This is a genomic window from Mycoplasma sp. 2575 (assembly GCF_053851635.1).
The window spans coordinates 45744-65664 of sequence record NZ_JBSQBB010000005.1; the positions used below are offsets into that span (position 1 = coordinate 45744).

Below are 19921 nucleotides of genomic sequence, written 5' to 3' on the forward strand. Positions count from 1 at the left end.
AACCTACTTTAAAAGCGAGTATTGCAAAATATTAGTGGAGGCAAAAATATGAATGAAACAAACATAAAAAAGGTTGTTAATATTGATCAAATTTTGAAGGAAATTGAAAAAGAATTCGGTAAGGAATCAATTATGTTATTAGGAGAAGAACCTAACATAATTCCAGAAACTTTTAGTTCCGGTTCTTTAAACATTGATAATATTCTCGGAATTGGTGGATGACCAAGAGGCAGAATTGTTGAGATATTTGGTCCTGAAAGCAGTGGAAAAACTACATTAGCATTACATGCAATTGCCGAAATTCATAAGAATGGCGGTATTGCTGCTTTTATTGATGCTGAACATTCTATTGACCCAATATATGCTAAAAACCTTGGCGTCGATATTAAAAATTTAATTCTAGCTCAACCAAATTCCGGTGAAGAGGCATTAGAAATAGCTGACAGATTAGCCAAAACCGGTGCAGTCGATTTGATTGTTATTGATTCAGTGGCTGCATTAGTTCCGGAAGTTGAACTAAATGGCGAAATGCGAGACCAAACAATTGGTGCTCAAGCTCGATTAATGTCGAAAGCATTAAGAAAAATTACCGGTACATTATCTAAAAATAAAACAACGATTATATTTCTTAATCAAATAAGGGAAAAAATTGGAGTATTGTTTGGTAATCCAGAAACTACAACTGGCGGTAAGGCGCTTAAGTTCTATTCTTCGATTAGGCTTGAGGTAAGAAAGTCACAAAATATAACTAGCAACGGTGATATAACGGGGAATCAAATTAAATGTAAGGTTGTTAAAAATAAATTAGCCCCACCATACAAAAGTGCACAAATTGAAATTGTATTTTCAAAAGGTGTATCTAGGGTTAATGAGATTATTCAATTAGCAGAGGAATTTATGATTATTTCTCGTAAAGGTTCATGATATAACTATAATGGCCAAAATATTGCCCAAGGTCAAGTTAATTTATCGCTATTGTTACAAACAAATAATGAACTTTATAGTGAAATTTATAATCAGGTTATTGAAAAATTAAACAATGTCTAATGTTTATTAACAATGTGTTTACTTATAAAGACTTGTTTGATCTAAAAAACGTTAAATTATATATAATTTAAAACTATGAAAAAAGAGAATATAAACATTTTATTTCTTGGTGATATATTTGGAAACCCAGGTATTGATTTTGTTATAAAGAATTTAGACAAAATTATTAAAGACGAGAATATAGACTTTGTAATAGCACAATCTGAAAATGTTTCTGGTAGAAAGGGCTTTATTCCTGAACATTACTTTCAATTAAAAAATGCGGGGGTTAATGCCTTTACATTGGGTAACCATGTTTGAGCTAAACATGAAATAATGGATATAATTGATAATAATGATTTAATTAGACCTGTTAACATAGATCAAGGCTATCCAGGGTCAGGTATTAGACTATTTGATGTTAAGGGGAATAAAATTGCTGTTATATCATTTATGGGGATAACTTTTAATCCCCTATTGCAACCTTGGAAACAAGAGGTTGCAAATAACTTTTTTGATAAGTTTGATGAGGTATACAGCTTATATAAAGCTGATTATTATATAGTTGATTTTCATGCTGAAACAACATCAGAGAAATCTGTTTTTGGTTTGTATGTTGATGGAAAAGCTGATGCACTTATCGGTACCCATACACATATTCAAACAAATGATGCTAAGATTCTTCCACATGGAACATATTATTTAACTGACGCCGGAATGTGCGGCCCAAGGGATTGCGCTATTGGTTCTAATTTTGAAGAAGTTTATCAAAAAATGAGATATGATGCAAGATTGCCATTTAAAGTATCAAACAATAAGTGTCAGTTTAATGGTGTAGTTTTTACGCTAACTAAAAATAAAGATAAAAAAATGATTAAATTAATAAATTTCTTGGAGAAGTAATGAAAGAAAAAAAACAAATAAGCATGAAAGGCAATTTTCTAGTTAAAAAGTATAATTATCGAAAAAACATCATTTTTTATCTTTATCAATCAGAACTATTTAGTGTGCATTTAGATACGAGCGTTATTGTTAATAATCCTCTAAATGAAATAAATCCTTGTGAAATACAAGCGTTGCAAATAATAGAGTCAAAATATGAAACCTTAAAAAAAATTATTGAGAAGTTTATACTAGAAACATGGGAGTGAGAGCGAATTAGCCCATTAATTAGAGCAATATTAATATTTGGTGTTTATGAACTAACTTACAATGATAGTAGCGTAGTGATATATGAATTGGTTAATATTACTAAGCTTTTTTCACCTGGCAATGATTATAAATTTGTTAATAAAATTCTCGATAAAATTTCTAAACAAATAATTAATAAATAATATGAAAAAAACCTTGAAACAGTTAATAAAGGAAAAATTTTTATTGGATGAAAAAACCATCGATTCTTTAGCAATGCAAGGAAGGATAATTGTAAATAATGAAAAAGTTTTTTACCCAACATTAAGATTTAGTGATGATTGTGTTATTACCATTAAACAAAAAAAGGATAATTATGTTTCACGTGGGGCATACAAATTGAAAGAAGCAATTAAGGAATATGGTATTAACGTGGAGGATAAAGTTTGTTTAGATATTGGCTCTTCAACGGGTGGATTTGTTCAGGTATTATTAGAAAACAAAGCAAGAAAGGTTTATGCTCTTGATTCAGGCACAAACCAATTAGCTTTTTCTTTAAGAATAAATGATAAGGTCGTTGTATATGAAAAGACAAACCTTAAGGTAATAAATAATAATTTATTCGGTGAGGATATAAACTTAGTGACTTGCGATGTTTCTTTCATAAGTTTAAAATATGTTTTTGAGGTTTGCAATAGGACCTTTGGTAATGGTGTTTTATTAGTTGCTTTAATTAAACCTCAATTTGAAGCAAGCAGCAAATATGTTGAACCTGGTGGATATGTTCCTAAACAACATCATGAATATATAATTAATAAAGTGATTAATATAGCTAGGGAAAATAATTTTATATTACTAAAGCCCATTATTGAGAGCCCAATCCGTGGGGAGAAGTCAAAAAATATTGAATATCTTTCTTTTTTTGTTAAACAGGAGAAAAAAAATGACTAATGAACAAAGAGAAAAAATTTTTCCTATGTTTAAAAATAATCCTAATATTATCTATTTAGATAACGCTGCCTTAACATTTAAGCCTGATGTAGTGATAAAAAAAGGGATGGAATTTTATGAAAATTATTCAATTTCAACTCGTACTGCTGATTCGAAACTAGGAATAAAATTAAACAGTGATCTACAAAGAATTAGACGTGATGTTGCTATGTTTATTAATGCTGATCCTGAAGAGATAATTTTTACTTCGGGTACAACTGAAAGTTTAAATTTGGTGGCGCAGATGCTTTCAAAGGTTGTAGAGAGTGGTGAAATATTATTTACTTATTTTAACCATTCTTCTGCAATTGTTCCCTTTCTTGAAAATTTTAGCATTAAAAATATAAGATTTAGATATTGTTTTGACGGTGAGGACATTATAAAATCTATTAATAAAAATACACGAATTATTGTTTTACCTCAATTAACAAATAATTTTCAAATAAATCTTGATATTAAGAAAATATACTCACTTTGTAGAGAAAATAACATTATTTTAATAAACGATGCAGCCCAAGCTATTGTACATAGTAGCGTTGATTTTCGCTATTGCGATGTTATTGCATTTTCTGGCAATAAATTATATGGTCCAACTGGGACTGGAATATTAGCTATAAAAAATAATATTTTAAAAAATCTTCGGCCTTCAAAATGGGGTGGTGGCCAAGTGCAAAATATTTTAGAATCAAATAATTGAGTAATGAGAAATTCATCTTCTAAGTGAGAACCTGGCACACCAAATTTTGCTGGCATTATCCAATTAGGAAGGGCAATTGAGTTTTTTAAAAGTTTTAATGCTACAGAATTATTTAAATATGAGAAAGAAATTGCGATATATGCCTATGAGAAATTGCAAACTTTGCCTAATGTTTTAATCGATTCTAAAAAAGGCGATACGATAATTTTGTTTAATATTAGAGGCGTTCCGGCCCAGGATGTCGCATCATATCTAGGGAACAGAAATATTTATGTGAGATCTGGTGCTTTTTGCGCTTATAAATTTAAAGATACAAACAAATATTGTAGTTCATATGTAAGAATATCGTTAGCAATGTATAACAATAAAGGGGATATTGATAAATTAATTAAGGAATTAAAAAATGGGGGTAATTTTATTGAAATCATTTAGTACCCAAGAAAAACAACAAATAATATTTAATTCTTATTCTGAACCAAAGCACAGTTTATCTATTCCAAGAGGAAATGGTATAAAAGAACATTCAAGAGTTTGCATTGATGATATAGAGCTAAATTTACTATTTGAAAATGATAAATTAATTGATGCAAAGTATTATGCAACCGGATGTGCTATCTTTATTTCAAGTGTGGAATTGATGATTGATCAAGTTTTAAATAAAGATAAGAGCGAAATTTTATGTATTCTGGAAGAGTACTTTAAATTAATTAACAGAGAAGAACAAATAGATATAAATATTGATTTAGGTAAATTGTTGGTATTTGAAAATGTTAAGGTTCATCTTAATCGTTTAGAATGTGCCTCAATAGTTTATCGCGCTTTTAAAAAAGGATTAAATGGCTAAGGTTATATTTCATATTGATATGGATGCATTCTTTGTAAGTTGCGAGAGATCAAAGAATGAAAATTTAAAAAACAAACCAGTGGTAATTGCTTTGAATTCAAGAAGAGCAATCATTTCTGCTATGTCTTATGAAGTAAAAAAACAAGGCTTTAAAAGTGGAGATCCCCTTTTTAAAGTAAGAGATAAGATTAAGGATTTAATTGTTATTTCACCTCATTATCAACTTTATTCTTTAATGTCTAAAAAAATTTTTAATTTTATAAAAACAAACTACTCTAATATGTTGGAAGTTTATTCAATTGATGAATGTTACTTAGATGTTACTAATAATATTAAAAAGAATGGCAATGCGATAGATTTTGCTAGAAAAATACAAAATGATATCCTTAATGTATTTGACATTCCCTGCTCAATAGGTATTTCTTATACAAAATTTTTAGCAAAAATGTCTACAAACAAGGCAAAACCATTTGGTATTTTGGAAACAAAAAAGGAAGATATTAAAAAACATTTTTATGATCTAGGTGTTGAAAAAATTTTTGGTATTGGTAAAGCTAATTCGAAAAAAATAATTAGCTATAACATTAAGACTTGAGCAGATTTAGTAAATTGTGATAATGATATTTTTTTAAGAAGCGTTTTTGGCAAAAATTATTTTAAACTTGTTGAAAATTTAAAGGGAATTAATACAGGGATTGATCATATATTTTATAGCGATGCTAAAAGTATAAGTAATAGCAAAACATTTATTACTGACGACTCTAGTGATAGACTTTTTTTGCTTAATGAATTAAAGAAAATTACTCAAAATGTATGTCTTAGAGCGAGTGACGCAAATTTAGAGGCTAAACAAGTTTCTGTTATGCTAAGACGTCAAAATAAGATATGGATTTCAAAAAACAAAAGTATTTCAACTTGAACTAGCAACTTTGATTTGATATGAAAAAATGTTGAATTGATTTTTGATTCTTTGTGAGATGAAGAGCCACTTCGTGGTTTGGGGGTAAGTATAGGTAATTTAAGGACAATTTTTAATTCTGATTCTTCATTTGATATACTTTCTAGCGATTCAAAAAATATGGTTGAAAAAATAATTAATGAACAAAATTTTATAAATGGTAATAATTTATTAAAAACTTTATATCAATATAGCATGGAAAAAAATATCAATACAGACAATATAAAATTTCTAAGAAAGAATTCAAAGACAAAAAACAAGAGAATTAGTTTGGAGGATTAAATGAAAATAGGAATATATGGTGGTAGTTTTAATCCAATTCATAAAGGCCATATTAGCTTAGCAAAATTCGCAATAAATGAGCTTTCATTAGATAGGTTATATTTTGTGCCCACTAATAAAAACCCCTTTAAGAATAGTAGTGAGTATGTTGCTAATAACCATCGCATTAATATGATCAATATGGTCTTGGAAGATAAAATGTTTTTGTCTGAGTTTGAAACCAATAGAAAAGGTAATTCATACACAATTGATACAATAAATTATTTTAGAAGCAAATTCCCTAATGATGAACTTTATTTATTTATTGGTACTGATAATGTACCCATGTTAAATAAATGAAAAAAAATTGATGAGATTGCTAATAAAGTAAAAATTTGTGCATTTAACCGCGGTAATAAGTTTTCAAAAGTTAATGCGAAGAAATTTAATGTAAGAATTTTGAACAATACTATTTATAATTTTTCTTCAACAAAATATAGAAAAGGTGATTTTTCGCAAGTAGAAGATAGAGTACAAAAATACATCGGTGAAAATTTTTTATATTTTGAGGAAATTGCTAAAAATCTAATCTTTGATATTAAAGATAAAGAAAAGCAATTTAGATATTTTCACTTAAAATGGACGGCAGAATTTGCTGTAAAGCTTGCAAAATTAAATAATTATAAAATAAAAAATGCTTACCAAGCGGGTTATGCTCATGATATAACCAAGAATTGGAATGAACAAGATGCATATGATTTTTTGGAAAAATACGGGTTTAGTCGAACAAATTTGGAGCCATATAAATTGCATCAAACCACAGCCTTTTTTTGGTTAAGAGATGTTTATAAATATAATAATCCGGAAGTTCTCTCAGCAATTAAAAAGCATACTTCATTAGATATAGAATTATCGTTGCTTGATAAGATTCTTTATGTTGCTGATAAGATAAGTCAAGGTCGTAGATGAGAAGGAATAGAAAAAATAAGACAACTAAGCTTTCAAAATTTTGATAAAGCATTTTCATATATTGTTTCAAGGTGTGCAAAATATGAATCTGATGTTAGAGGCCATTGCTTCAGTGAGGAGCAAAAAGAAATATATAAAAAATGAGGTGAAAATTAAAACCTCATTTTTTATATATCCAAGGTTTTTGGAGATAACAAATCAATTAGCAATAATTCGCTAATCAATGAAATTTAATAATAAAAATAAAAATTAGCACTCATTTTATTAAAGTGCTAAAAAATATGGTACAATTATTTTATAAATTATTGAAAGATGATTTAAATATGTAAAAAATCTTAATCTTAAATTTAAAAAAAGGAGATAAAGAATATGACAAAAGAAGTTATTTTAGGAATTGACCTTGGTACAACTAACTCTGTGGTTTCGATTGTTGAAAACGGAACTCCTAAGGTTTTAGAAAATCCAAATGGTAAGAGAACTACCCCATCTGTTGTTGCCTTTAAAAACGGCGAAACAATAATTGGTGAGAGTGCAAAAAGACAATTAGAGACAAATCCAGATAGTATTGCCTCAATTAAAAGATTAATGGGTGGTTCAAAAACTGTTAAAGCAAATCAAAAAGATTATAAACCTGAGGAAATTAGTGCCTTAATTCTTTCATATATGAAAGAGTATGCGCAAAAGAAAATTGGGAGCGCAGTTAAAAAAGCAGTTATTACAGTTCCAGCGTATTTTGATAATGCGCAACGTGAAGCAACTAAAAATGCCGGTATTATTGCAGGTCTAGATGTTGTTAGAATTATCAATGAACCAACTGCAGCAGCATTAGCATTTGGGTTAGATAAGTCAAAAGATGAAAATCACAAAATATTAGTATTTGACCTTGGGGGCGGTACTTTTGACGTTTCTATTCTTGAAATGGAAAATGGAACATTTGAAGTGTTATCAACCTCTGGCGATAATCATTTAGGTGGTGACGATTGAGACCACAAAATTGTTGATTGACTAATTAAAGAAATAAGCAATAAGTATAAATATGATGCTAGAAATGATAAGATGGCAATGGCTAGATTGAAAGAAGAAGCAGAAAGAGCAAAAATTTCACTTTCAGAATCATTGGTTGCAAACATTTCACTTCCATTTTTAGCTATGAATGAAAATGGTCCAATTAATGTTGAATTAGAGCTAAAAAGATCAGAATTTGAGGCAATGACTTCGGACTTATTAGAAAAAACTAAAAAGCCATTGCTTGATGCATTAAATGAAGCAAAATTAAATTGAAATGATATTACCGAAGTTTTATTGGTCGGTGGTTCAACAAGAATGCCAGCTGTTCAAAAAATAGTTTCTGATATTACTGGCAAAAAACCAAATAATTCAATTAATCCTGATGAGGTAGTTAGTGTTGGCGCCGCTATTCAGGGTGCAGTTCTTGCTGGCGATATTCAAGATGTTCTATTGCTTGATGTTACTCCGTTGACCCTAGGTATTGTTGTTGAGGGAGATATTGTCGCACCTTTAATCCCAAGAAATACTACTATTCCTGTAACAAGAAGTCAAATCTTTTCAACTGCCGCAGATAATCAAACCTCTGTATCGATCGTTGTTACACAAGGTGAAAGACAAATGGCACAAGATAATAAATTTTTGGGAAGATTTGATCTTAGCGGAATAAGCCCTGCACCAAGAGGAGTACCACAAATTGAAGTAAGTTTTTCAATTGATGTTAATGGTATTACCAAGGTTACAGCCAAAGATAAAAAGACAAATCAAGAACAAAGCATTACTATTCAAAATACATCTTCATTATCGAAGGAAGATGTTGAAAAAATGGTTCAAGAAGCCGAACTTAATAGAGAAGCTGATCAGAAAAAACGTCGCGAAATTGAATTGACTGTTAGAGCAGAACAATTAATTCATCAAATTGACAAAACTCTTGAATCAGAAGAAGCTAAAAAAATAGAGGAATCACAACTTTCTGAAATTAAAAAGGTTAAGGAAGATATCCAAAAAGAATTGAATGATAAAAATTATGATGAATTAGAAAAGAAAATAAATGATTTTGAACAAAAAATGTCTCAAGCTATGGAGTTCATAAAGAAGCAACAACAGCAACAACAACAAAATACGACCCCACAAACAGATGAGAATAATACTGAAATGAACTAATTTATAATATATTAAAAACCACTTATTAGTGGTTTTTATTTCACATTTTTGTTTAAAAAATTGCATTAAAAATATAATTATAATTATAAAAAATATGTATTATTGCTAATTTAATATATAATTATATATTATAAATTTGAAAGGTCTAAAAAATGAAAACTTCAGCATTTAAATATTCGAAATTTGCATTTAATACTGTTTTTAAGAAGAAAAGTTCGATTATCATTCCTGCTATAACTTTAATTTTTTCATTTATAGTTGGTTTTGTATTTAAATTTGTGATTAGCGAAAAATATTTGACGCTTGCTTCATATCTTTATATTTTTTCTGTTCTTATAGTAACTGTATTATTTGCATCTATTAAGGCGCTAAATATTTTTAAAGATTTCGAACAGGAAGGATTAGAGCTTGTTAGCATTGCTAAACCGATCTCAAGAAAAGGGTTGGTTTTAGGCAAATTACTATCATTAATATACTTCGGTTTATTATGATCAACAGTTCTTTTTATTTCTTCATTATTGTCAACATACGCATTATATTCAGGAGCAAATCTGTTTTTATATTCGCTATTATTTTTTGTTATCTCCTTAGCATCTTACTTAATGATTGCTTTAATTACAGCGCTAATAGGATATAAACTAAGCCAAAAAATTGCTATTACATTGCCTTTGGTGTTTTTTATTCCATTAGCTCTTGGTGGTTCCTTATTGTCAGCTAACGCAACAACAAATGTTAATAACGCTGCTTACTTTATCAATAAGAAATATCCATATCACTTTTCTGGCAATGAAGCAAATGTTGAACCATATTTTATAAACAATAATAAGGATGAGTTGTTAATTATTCCCAACGGATCTCAAAATAAGCAATTTTCAAACGAGCAAGTTTCATATCTTAGAGAGGTAATGAAACTTGCTAATAATTCATCAAGTGAGTGGCAATTTTATTCATGATTATCTATTCCGTATCAATTACTAGATATTTTTAATACTAAAAACCAAAATGTTTTTGAGTCAATTAGCAAAACTAAATACTCAAATCAAGATAATTATATTTATTATAACAATCTAGATAGCATTTTATATAAATATAAGTTAGACGAAAATCCTAAATTGCCTAAATTTACGGTTACATCCAAAGAAGGTAATATTGAAAAGTATATTGTTCCAGGATTGTTAAAATCTAATTCAGTTATACCTAATACTATTAATACTGATATTATTTATGCGAGAGAGGGAGCATCTAGCGTTAATATTTCATTCCCTGAGGATAACTCACAATTTTCTGCTGAAAACAATATTGTAGGGAGATTAAAATGACAATATGTTTATGAAGCATTAAATGATAAAATTTTTAACAATATAGCTAAAAGATTTGTTGATGATTTTATAAAGAATAAAACATCTGAAAATGTTATTGATTTGCATAATGAATTAACAAAAGGTATTTCTACTTTTATAAATAATTTAGAAAGTCCAATTAATCAATATTTGAATTCAAATGTTACAGTATTCAACGAAAACGCTGTTAAAGAAAAGAAATTGCAATCAGAAATAGAGAGAAAAATATATTTAGGCGTTGCATTACTAAACTATATATATTTTAATTACCAAAATAATAAAATTTTTGAAGCAGTTATAAAAAATCCAAAAAGTTCAAGTGCATATGGCGATAATCAAATTGAATTAAAAATAGCTGGTTTCAATTATTACATCGGAGGATATGCAGGGTTTGAAAAGAGACTTTTTGTTAAGAATGAAAAAGTTTTAATTAGATACGAGTTAACAACAAGCCCTACAAACTATCTTTTTCAATCTGCGGATAAAGTGTTTGCTATAAATCGTGAAAAACAAATTGTTAATAAAAATGTTTACTTTATTTTATGAGCAATTTTGATTGGTGTATTATTTGCTTCAGTTTTTGCTTTATACAAGAGAAAGGATTACAAGTAATTATGGAAAATATTCTAGAAATCATTAATCTAAAAAAAATCTTTCCAAAAACTGATCGCGGAATTAAATCAATTAATTTTGCTATAAAGCATGGTGCATTTCATGCCTTTATCGGAGAAAACGGTGCCGGTAAAACAACAACAATAAAAACAATTATTGGTGCATATGCAAATTATGAGGGTGATATTTTAATAAATAATATTAATATTAAAAAAGCAGAAGCACGTTCAATTATTGGATATGTTCCAGAAGTTGCTGAATTTCCGAAAGAATTAACCGTTTTTGATTATCTTTACAATCTTTCAATACTATCAAATATCAAAAAAACTGATGCTATTAATGAAATTAAAAACTACCTTAAATTTTTTAATATAGAACAGTTATTGTATGAAAGACCTTATACATTTTCTTCTGGACAAAAAAAGAAGATTTTATTAATTCAAGCACTATTGCATAAGCCCAAACTATTAATTCTCGATGAACCAGCAGCTAATTTGGATCCGACAGCTAGATTTGAACTTTTTTCATTGTTAAAAGATATTAATGAAAATGAAAAAATTACAATTTTAATTAGTTCCCATGTTTTGGCTGAAATCGATAAATATGTTAACTCTGTAACCCTAATACATAATGGCAATATCTTATATACCGGAATTAAAAAAGAACCATTAGAAAAACTATTTTATGAAAAAGTTATATCTAACTAGCTTGGTTTTGCCGATATTACCGCTTTGTGCTATTAGCTGTGCTAACATAAATAATATTAAAGATACTTCTATCGATTTTCCTAAAAAACAAAGAAAAGAATATTATAGAAATGAATCAATTAGTTTATTGCTTGATTTCTTTGCTAAAAATAATCTTAATGAAAAAAATATTTACATTTTTCAACAAGAAAATAAATCGGATTCTAAATTTAACGAATTAAAATATGCTTTTGTTTATGATCCCGTATTTATTCAAAATAGCGTTCATAAAAACCAAGATTATCGTCCTTTGGCGTTAACTTCAATGCAGGTTATTAAAAATACATTATCGAATGATTGATATTGAACGTTGAATAATTTATCTAAATTTAAGTACATTTTTAATCCTTATGGCGATAGATATAAAACTTTTGCCAAAGAGCAAGAATACTTTAATGAGGTTAGAAAAAAATTTAATTCTCTTTCTATTAGCGTGCGAGATAATACACCTAAAAAATTGATTAAAATGCCTTTTAAGGATATACCTGAACTTAAAAAATATAATGTCTTCACAGACAAGGAAATTGTTTATCTTTTATTTGATAATAACAAGGTAATTAAGATTTGGAAATTTATAGATAAGGGAATCCCTAAACTTTTGATAGTTCCAGATATTCTTATTTTTAAAAATGAAATGAATATTGAAGATCAACTAAAACAACTAGAAGAAAAAATTTTTGAGAAGCGTGTTAAAACTTTCAAATCGAATTTAGAATCAGCAAAAGAAGATGCTGAACTAGAAAATGAGCCATTTGATGAAAAAACTTTTATTAAGCCATACATTGATGAAAAATATATTGAATTTCACGCAATATATCAATATAATGATGATCTAGCTGATGTTTTAAACGAAATAAATAAAGAAGAACTTAAAATATTTAAATTTACTATGAGGTTTATCGATGAAAAAAATTAATAAGATTATTTTATCTACTTCATTTATTTCAGTCTTACCTTTATCATATGGGCTAGTTTCATGTATTAATAATGAGCCAAGCACTCAATTAAGAAATAATATCCCTAAAGGTTTTGAATATATTCCTAATATTGAAAATCCTGATGAAGAGAGAACCAACTTATTGATAAAGCAGTTAATAGACCTAAGATTTAAAGGCGATGAAGTAGCAAAAACAAATTTTCTTGAGTCTCAAAAAGATGAGAAGAAGCTTTTTGATGAGGCAAAAAAAATAACTAAAAAGTTTACCGATGAAAATAATGAGGAAAACATTAAAAATTTAAGGGATTTTTATTCTAAAAATTGACTATTTGTTATAAAAAACATTAAAAGATTTACATGAACTTTTTTGGATTGATGAAAATTTCCGGATTTTGGTCAAGTTAAGCATAGCGATGAATTTATAGCAGCTTTAAAAAACCACGCAGAAAAATTTGAACCAAATGATGCAAATTTTATTGATAACAACTGGGATCAATTGAGGGAAGGAGATGAATCTCCTGAATCCAAAGATGATATTTTTTATCTTAAGAAAAACAAGTTCTTATTAAGAATTTTGATTTCTAAAAATAAAAGTGATAAAAGTTTTTTGACTTTTGATAGAATGATTTATTTTCCTAAATCAATATCTTCGAAGATATCAATTAAGTTAGTTTCAGATGCTGTTCACAATGCGATTATTCATCATAACAAACGTGGATTTGATGCTTTTGAGAATGTTGTTGTTAAGAACTATAATTTTCCAGCACTTGGTTTATTAATATTGAAGGACATATAATATTATGAAGCAAAAAAAAATAATTCTTTCTGGCTTAGCTCTTGCTACATTATTTGCACCAATTGCTGTTATATCATGCCAAAATACGAGTCAGCAAAATAACAAATCTAAATTATCCCCCATAGCTGTTAATGATGAAAAAGAGAAAAAATGAGATGTTTTTTTGAAATATGAATATGTTAATTCACTTCTTGATTTAGCCTTTAAAAACAACGCTGATAAAAATGCATATATACAAAAACAAAAAAGGATAAATGATAACTATTTAGCCGAGATTAAAGATTATTTGCTTTATGCCAATAATGTTATTGCATTTTTTAAATCAAATGATAATTTTAATTCAAAGAATAAGGTCATTGCTTTGGAAAAATATCGCCCTGAATTAGCTAAACTTTTTAAAGATAATTGATTATGGTTTTTGTTTAATCTTGATCGATTTACGTTTGCTCTTTATGAAGCTTTTAATCAATTTAAAGGTATTACTGATATTTTAAGTAAAGAACTTCAAAAAAACAGTTTGGATCTAGGGTCATTTAATCGCCCTAAAACAAATGAAATGCTTCAATATGTTATTGAAGAAAGTTCACAAAATAATAAAGATTCCTATGATGTTTATTTATTAACTAAGCAAGGTATTATTCTTGAATTATCGATTACTAAAAAATCTGACGGAAATTCAGAAGTCTCAATTTTTACATATTCTCATATTTATCCGGCTTTGTTTCAAAATGAAGCTATTTTAAAGAAATTTGATCTTGCAAAATATGTAAGAGCCTTGAGATTATACAAAACAAGCGCCGATAAGGCTTATATAAAAACTTTATTCGATGAAGAATTTGGCGGCGAACCGCTTAGATTCACAATTGTCTATGTTGATGATTCAAAATAAAAATAAATATTTATTTTAAAAACTAAAACTCACAAAATTAATTGTGAGTTTTTTATCTATTTGTTTTTTGTAAAAATTTTGTTTCCTAATTTTATATACTCATTAACCTTGTCATCAAGAATTTCGAAAGCCATATTATAAATTTCTTTTGAATATACATCGACACCAGCGTCCCTTAAGACATTAACCGGCCAATCTTTATCCCCTGCTGATAGAAAGTTGTTAACATAATTTTCTAATGCGCTTTTTCCTTCGACTTTATATTTTTGAAAGAAGAAGTTTGCCACAATGTAACCGAGTGCATATTTATAAACATAAAAATATGAAAAGAAATGCGGCACCATAACGCTATGAATATTTATTGGATTGCCAATTTTTACTTCATTTTCACTTATTTGATATTTTTTTGATACATCAACATAAATTTTTTCAATAGCTTCATATGAATTAAGAGGTTCATTATTATCAATGCGATTATATAACTCATATTCAAAATTAGACCAATGTGTTTGTCTTAATACTGTGACGACAAAGTCATTAATGCTTTCATTAAGTAAAAAGAATTTTTCTTCATCTGTTTTTGCTTTTGAAATTAAATAATCATTTAGTAATAACTCATTAAATATTGAAGCTATTTCGGCTATGAATATAGTGTATTGGCTTCGATATACACTTTGGTTTTTATTTGAAAAATATGAATGCAATGAGTGTCCCATTTCATGGCATAAGGTGTTCACAGAGTTGAATGTATTATCTCAGTTCATTAAAATATAAAGCTTATTAATTCCATGCGTTGAACCAATTGAATATGCTCCCGATCTTTTTGAGGGAACATTTATATAATCTATTCATCTTTCTTTGATGGCTCTATCAACTATTTTTGGGTATTCATATGGCATTACTGAGGTTATGTCTTTTAATATTTTTTGGCCATCCTTAATTGAATATGAATTCTTGATTTTTATCAAATCAAGTGAAGTATCTCATAATTCCATTTTTTTATTGAATTTAGCTTCAAAGAATTTAGCATGCGCATTATGATATTTTTTAAATATATCTATATTTGAAATTACGCTTTCATAAATAATTTCAAGCAATTTTTTGTCAACATGGTCATTCATTAAAATTGAATCAAGCGTTGAAGGATATTTTCGATGTAGGGCATTAACCGATAACTCCTTGATATATTGATATAACATTTTGGCTAAAATTTGTTTATGTTTTAAATAACCATTCAAATAATTAAAATAGCTTTCTTTTCTTACTCGTTCATCAGCGTGTTTTCTAAATGATTGCATGCTTGCTCTTGTAATTTCATGTTTTTTGCCGTGTCTATCGTGTGCATAGCCAAATGTAATTTCACTATCGGTTAAAACACCAAACAATTCAGTTACATCTGGATGACCAGAGATTGTATCGTTTAAATATGTTTCAATCTTATCATCCAATTTATGATCTAGTTCAAGCAATATTGCCTCAAGATCTTTTTTTACTTCCTTTAATTCTGGTTTATTTAGCCATTCCTTAATTTTTTGTTTATGTCGATCAATACGATTAATTTCTGAGCCCAATCTTTTTGCGTATTTGGCATTTGTTGCTTCAAAAGTTGCTATCATCTCATTGATTTTAGGATCAATAATGTTTATATTTAATTTATTCGATAGATAATTTTCAATTTTATTACTCAACAAAATGAATTCCTCATTTAGTTTTATTGAAGCAACAAAATTATCAAAATTATCATATTTTGAATCTTTTATTTCTATTTGTTTCTCAAACAAGGCAAAATATTCATCAAAAAGTTGCTGATATGTTTTATTGCCTAAAATATCTTCCAGGTCAAAGCGATATTCTGACTCAATTTCTTCATATTTACTATATTTTTTCATTAATACCTCCTCGATAAAATTAAATTATACAAAAAATAAGTTCTAGCAGAACTTACTTATTATTATCTTTATCTATAAAAATTAAGCTATCAATTTCACAGTTTAATCTTTTTCTTGCATTAAAACCGTCAAGTTCCATTAGCACAATAATTTTTAGGATTTCAACTCCTTGATCCTTTAACAATTTTGTTATTGCTTCTAAGGTTCCTCCGGTAGCTAGAACATCGTCAATAATAACTGCTTTTTGTCCCGGTTTTACTAATCCCTTTTGAATTTCAAGGATTGAGCGCCCATACTCTAAACCATAAGCACAACTAATAACTTCGCCAGGCAGTTTCCCCTTTTTTCTTACCATAATAAAAGGTTTAGATAATTTAGCGGCTACAGGAGTGCCAAAAAGGAATCCTCTAGCGTCTGGTCCGACGATAATGTCTGCATCTTTAGCTAATTCTGACATAGTATTAATTGTGTAATTTAGGGCATTACCGTTAGCCAAAAGAAGAGATATATCCTTAAATTTAACACCTGGTTCAGGAAAGTTTTCAACTGTTCTAATATATTTTTTTAATTCCATAGCCATAATATTATATTACAAATTTACTTATAAAATAAGTAGTTACAAAAATTAAAATTTAGAAGTAATTGTATTTTTTATAAAAACATTTTTAAAAAATATACTTAATTTTAAATCAAAAATATTGTCAAATGTTTCTTAGAACCTTCGATTCTGATAAAAGTGCTATAATTCTAATTATGAATAGTAAATATGTATATATTGATTTTGAAGCGATATCAAATCCTTTTGCAAGATTATTAGCAATTCCAGTTAATACTCCCTTTGCTTATACAGTGGGTGCTTTAAATCAAAATGGAAAATTCGAAACAAGAACATTTATTATTGATTTTTTAAAAATTAAATCAATAAAAGGCATTTGATCAACATTGAAGCAAAATATAATAAAACATATATACGATATTAATTCAAAAATTGATATTAATGAAATTACATTTATAGGACATAATCCAACATTAGAAAAGCAAATATTAATAAAATTGTTTCCAAAAAATTTGGTTAATCCATTATTAGATCCCTCATGTCCTGTTTTATCTTTATCTAAACTCACAGGGCCAAAATTTAGTAAGGAATATTTTCCTAATATAAAGAAGGCCATTAATCAGTCTGACGTTATATCATTAAAAAAACGAACCGCAGGTCGAAACGGTGCAATTGCTGCTTTTGTAGGCTTTTGGTTGTATGTTAATTCAGTTTCACATTTAAGAGCCAATGATAAAAGAAAGAAATATATGCTCAATCTTAATAAAAATTTAGTTATTAAGGAACTTAGACATTATTCAGGTGATGATGTTAATAAAATGATATTTTTAGCTTCTGACCCAGAAAGAACAGATTTGTTAATAAAAAGATATTTATATAAAAAAGATTTTTTAAAGTTAATAAAAAATATTGATTTTGATGATAATTTGACACTAAAAGAAATTAAGGAGAAGATTTGAATTCTTTAATTTAAATTTTAAATATTTTAGAAAGGAGTAATTATGTCATCTAATGTTTTAAAGAAAGAAAAAAAGCATTATTTGAGAAGATTGCTGCCTCAATCTAAGCATGATTTAAAGCTCTATTTTTCAAAAACATGACCAATAATTATTGGTGAAATTTTGTTTTGCTTAAATGGTTTTTTAGATAACTTTATGGTAAGTCACATTCCTTCGGGAATTGATGCCTTAACTTACGCCAATACTTACACCGGAATTATATATACAATATTTTTTGCTATACAAGGTATTGCAGGTATGTTTGTTGGCCAATATTATGGTAGAAAAGACTTTGATAAGGTTAAACAAATTATGAACCTTAGAATATGGATGTATTTATTTATAAGTATTTTGCTTGCTGTGGCTTCTTGAAGTCAGCCGACTGCATTGATACATCTTATTGGCGGTGCCAAGATTAAGGGTGCAGCTCTAAATGAGGCAAGAATGTATTTAATGCTTATTGCAATTTCGTGAGTTTTGACATCCTTTAACTTTAACACGAATATGCAACTCAATGAAACTGGCCATTCAAATCTAGCTTTTATTTCAGCATGTCTAACTCTTGCTACAAATGCTACAATAAATTCTATTTTGTTGTATGCATTTAAGGGTCATGCTTATTATGCAGCTTTTGGTTCTATTGTTAGTGGATTGATATGTTTGTTGTCAGATTCCTTATTAACTTACTATAAGGATAGACCAATATTTATTAACATTTTCAAAATTCACTATATAACTAGGCCGATTGCAAAGCAAATATTAAAACGCATACCTGCTATGTTAATAACAATTGTTGCAATGGTTATTCTACCTATTAGAATGATCATTTGAGCCAGAGCCTTTCCGGATGATTTGGCAAACGGTTCCGGAATCGGGGAAAAGTGAATGGGAATTAACGCAGTTACAATTTTAGGTTTAGTTGAGAGTCTCTCATCAATAACATCGGCTATTACCTCTGCCTGTTCATCTAATGTTTCATATTTTGTCGCTGGTAACCTAGGTAGAAATAATTTTGAGGAAGCAAAAAAACACGGTTATGCTCTAAGGGGTTTTCATACTATTTCAGGTTTTTGTATGTCATTAATTATGTTAGGCGTTATTTTTGGTATTGCCTATTCACCTGCTACATCAAAAGGGACACAGGAATCCATTTCTCATAATATTGAGTTTTATTTAAGATCAAGTGACCCAAAGCTAATACAATCAGTGTTTGATGTTCAACTAAAATCTGGAGTAATTGATCCGCAAATAATTAATAAGGTAACTCAAATGCTTAAAGATGTTAGAAATGGACAATCAGATTTCGGCAATAGAGAGATTATTGAATTTCTTAGATTGCCCGTTGTTTTGGAATGAATAAGTCTAATGAAGGCTCAGGTTGCATCAACATTTACTAGAATATTTTTGCTTACATCATTAACATTTTTATTTATTAATCCTATTTGGTGTTGGTTCTATACAGCCGCTGCATTGCCAGGGGCTGGCGGAAGGAATATTGTTGGTTCGTTAACTATGTTATCTGCGCATTGATTATCATTTATGTGATTAATAATCCTAACATTTGTAATCATTATACCGCTACGAAATAATCATACAAGCTCTTTGAGCCTCGAATTGTCATATTTTCTATATTTTTCAATTGATTTCGTTAGATGAGGGATATTTGAAATTGTAGCAGCTAAGGTTAATTGATTAAGAAATGTGACTGAAGAGAACCAACATAAGAAACCAAAAACAATTTCGTAAATTAGCATAATTAATATAATTCTTCATTGCTATAAAAAAATATTTGGTGGTTAGTAACAATACTAATCTAATTTAAATTATTTGCGCAGCTAAGAATTCGGGCACTTTTGATAATAATATTAGAATTTTTTAAGTAAACAAGTTACGAAAGTAATATGTTTGGTAAGAAGCATATAAAGATAAAATTAAAATAAAATGCTTAAATAGTTTTTTGTTTATAATTTATATTGTTAAAAAAGGGCAATTACCCAAGCGGCCGAAGGGGACAGTCTCGAAAATTGTTAGGAGTTAATAGCTCGCAAGGGTTCAAATCCCTTATTGCCCGCCATATTATTTCAAAAATGAAATATCCAAAAAAGTAGGCATC

Annotated in this window: 18 protein-coding genes and 1 tRNA gene; 17 read left to right on the top strand and 2 right to left on the bottom strand. The window is 28.2% G+C overall.

Annotated features, from left to right (window positions below):
• Positions 1-48: 48 nt before the first annotated feature.
• The 14 genes from recA (at position 49) to ACWXVU_RS01530 (ending at position 14365) form a co-directional block, all read left to right on the top strand.
• Positions 49-1047 carry a recombinase RecA gene (gene recA, locus ACWXVU_RS01465; protein WP_456012019.1) on the top strand — a complete coding sequence of 333 codons (999 nt, stop codon included), beginning with the start codon at positions 49-51 and terminating at the stop codon, positions 1045-1047.
• A 75-nt stretch (positions 1048-1122) separates the two neighbouring features.
• The gene (locus tag ACWXVU_RS01470; RefSeq protein WP_438340388.1) at positions 1123-1929 is read left to right on the top strand and encodes a YmdB family metallophosphoesterase; all 807 of its coding nucleotides are present in this window, start codon (positions 1123-1125) and stop codon (positions 1927-1929) included.
• Positions 1929-2360, top strand: coding sequence for a transcription antitermination factor NusB (locus tag ACWXVU_RS01475; RefSeq protein ID WP_438340387.1), 432 nt, complete (start codon positions 1929-1931; stop codon positions 2358-2360). Before ACWXVU_RS01470 ends, ACWXVU_RS01475 begins: the two co-directional genes overlap by 1 nt.
• Position 2361: 1 nt before the next feature.
• Positions 2362-3108, top strand: a complete 747-nt coding sequence (locus tag ACWXVU_RS01480; protein WP_438340386.1) for an SAM-dependent methyltransferase — start codon at positions 2362-2364, stop codon at positions 3106-3108.
• Positions 3101-4276: an aminotransferase class V-fold PLP-dependent enzyme gene (locus ACWXVU_RS01485; protein ID WP_456012020.1), complete on the top strand. Its 1176-nt coding sequence runs from the start codon at positions 3101-3103 to the stop codon at positions 4274-4276. The genes ACWXVU_RS01480 and ACWXVU_RS01485 overlap by 8 nt, the downstream gene beginning before the upstream one ends.
• Entirely contained in the window at positions 4248-4688 is a 441-nt protein-coding gene (locus ACWXVU_RS01490; protein ID WP_456012021.1) for an iron-sulfur cluster assembly scaffold protein, read from the top strand. The genes ACWXVU_RS01485 and ACWXVU_RS01490 overlap by 29 nt, the downstream gene beginning before the upstream one ends.
• Entirely contained in the window at positions 4681-5928 is a 1248-nt protein-coding gene (locus tag ACWXVU_RS01495) for a Y-family DNA polymerase (protein WP_455993822.1), read from the top strand. The genes ACWXVU_RS01490 and ACWXVU_RS01495 overlap by 8 nt, the downstream gene beginning before the upstream one ends.
• Entirely contained in the window at positions 5929-7032 is a 1104-nt protein-coding gene (locus ACWXVU_RS01500; protein ID WP_456012022.1) for a nicotinate-nucleotide adenylyltransferase, read from the top strand.
• 213 nt (positions 7033-7245) lie between these two features.
• Positions 7246-9045: a molecular chaperone DnaK gene (gene dnaK, locus ACWXVU_RS01505; RefSeq protein ID WP_438340381.1), complete on the top strand. Its 1800-nt coding sequence runs from the start codon at positions 7246-7248 to the stop codon at positions 9043-9045.
• A 152-nt stretch (positions 9046-9197) separates the two neighbouring features.
• The gene (locus ACWXVU_RS01510; protein WP_456012023.1) at positions 9198-10997 is read left to right on the top strand and encodes an ABC transporter permease; all 1800 of its coding nucleotides are present in this window, start codon (positions 9198-9200) and stop codon (positions 10995-10997) included.
• Positions 10998-10999: 2 nt separating this feature from the next.
• Positions 11000-11704: an ATP-binding cassette domain-containing protein gene (locus tag ACWXVU_RS01515; protein ID WP_438340379.1), complete on the top strand. Its 705-nt coding sequence runs from the start codon at positions 11000-11002 to the stop codon at positions 11702-11704.
• Positions 11682-12659, top strand: coding sequence for an aromatic motif membrane protein (locus tag ACWXVU_RS01520; RefSeq protein ID WP_444704826.1), 978 nt, complete (start codon positions 11682-11684; stop codon positions 12657-12659). The genes ACWXVU_RS01515 and ACWXVU_RS01520 overlap by 23 nt, the downstream gene beginning before the upstream one ends.
• Complete coding sequence (locus ACWXVU_RS01525; RefSeq protein ID WP_455993810.1) at positions 12646-13476, top strand: aromatic motif membrane protein; 831 nt, start codon at positions 12646-12648, stop codon at positions 13474-13476. The genes ACWXVU_RS01520 and ACWXVU_RS01525 overlap by 14 nt, the downstream gene beginning before the upstream one ends.
• 4 nt (positions 13477-13480) lie before the next feature.
• The gene (locus ACWXVU_RS01530; protein WP_456012024.1) at positions 13481-14365 is read left to right on the top strand and encodes an aromatic motif membrane protein; all 885 of its coding nucleotides are present in this window, start codon (positions 13481-13483) and stop codon (positions 14363-14365) included.
• Between the two features lie 56 nt (positions 14366-14421).
• Here the strand turns inward: ACWXVU_RS01530 and pepF are convergent, their stop codons facing one another.
• Positions 14422-16254, bottom strand: a complete 1833-nt coding sequence (gene pepF / locus ACWXVU_RS01535; protein WP_456012025.1) for an oligoendopeptidase F — start codon at positions 16252-16254, stop codon at positions 14422-14424.
• A 52-nt stretch (positions 16255-16306) separates the two neighbouring features.
• Positions 16307-16834 carry an adenine phosphoribosyltransferase gene (locus ACWXVU_RS01540; protein ID WP_444704823.1) on the bottom strand — a complete coding sequence of 176 codons (528 nt, stop codon included), beginning with the start codon at positions 16832-16834 and terminating at the stop codon, positions 16307-16309.
• 173 nt (positions 16835-17007) lie between these two features.
• Between ACWXVU_RS01540 and ACWXVU_RS01545 the strand changes: the two genes are divergently transcribed.
• From ACWXVU_RS01545 to ACWXVU_RS01555, 3 genes are all read left to right on the top strand, one after another.
• The gene (locus tag ACWXVU_RS01545) at positions 17008-17778 is read left to right on the top strand and encodes a hypothetical protein (protein WP_438340373.1); all 771 of its coding nucleotides are present in this window, start codon (positions 17008-17010) and stop codon (positions 17776-17778) included.
• Positions 17779-17811: 33 nt separating this feature from the next.
• Positions 17812-19554 (top strand): MATE family efflux transporter, encoded by a 1743-nt coding sequence (locus ACWXVU_RS01550; RefSeq protein ID WP_456012026.1) that lies wholly within the window; start codon positions 17812-17814, stop codon positions 19552-19554.
• Positions 19555-19792: 238 nt separating this feature from the next.
• Positions 19793-19882, top strand: a tRNA-Ser gene (locus tag ACWXVU_RS01555).
• The last annotated feature ends 39 nt before the right edge of the window (positions 19883-19921 follow it).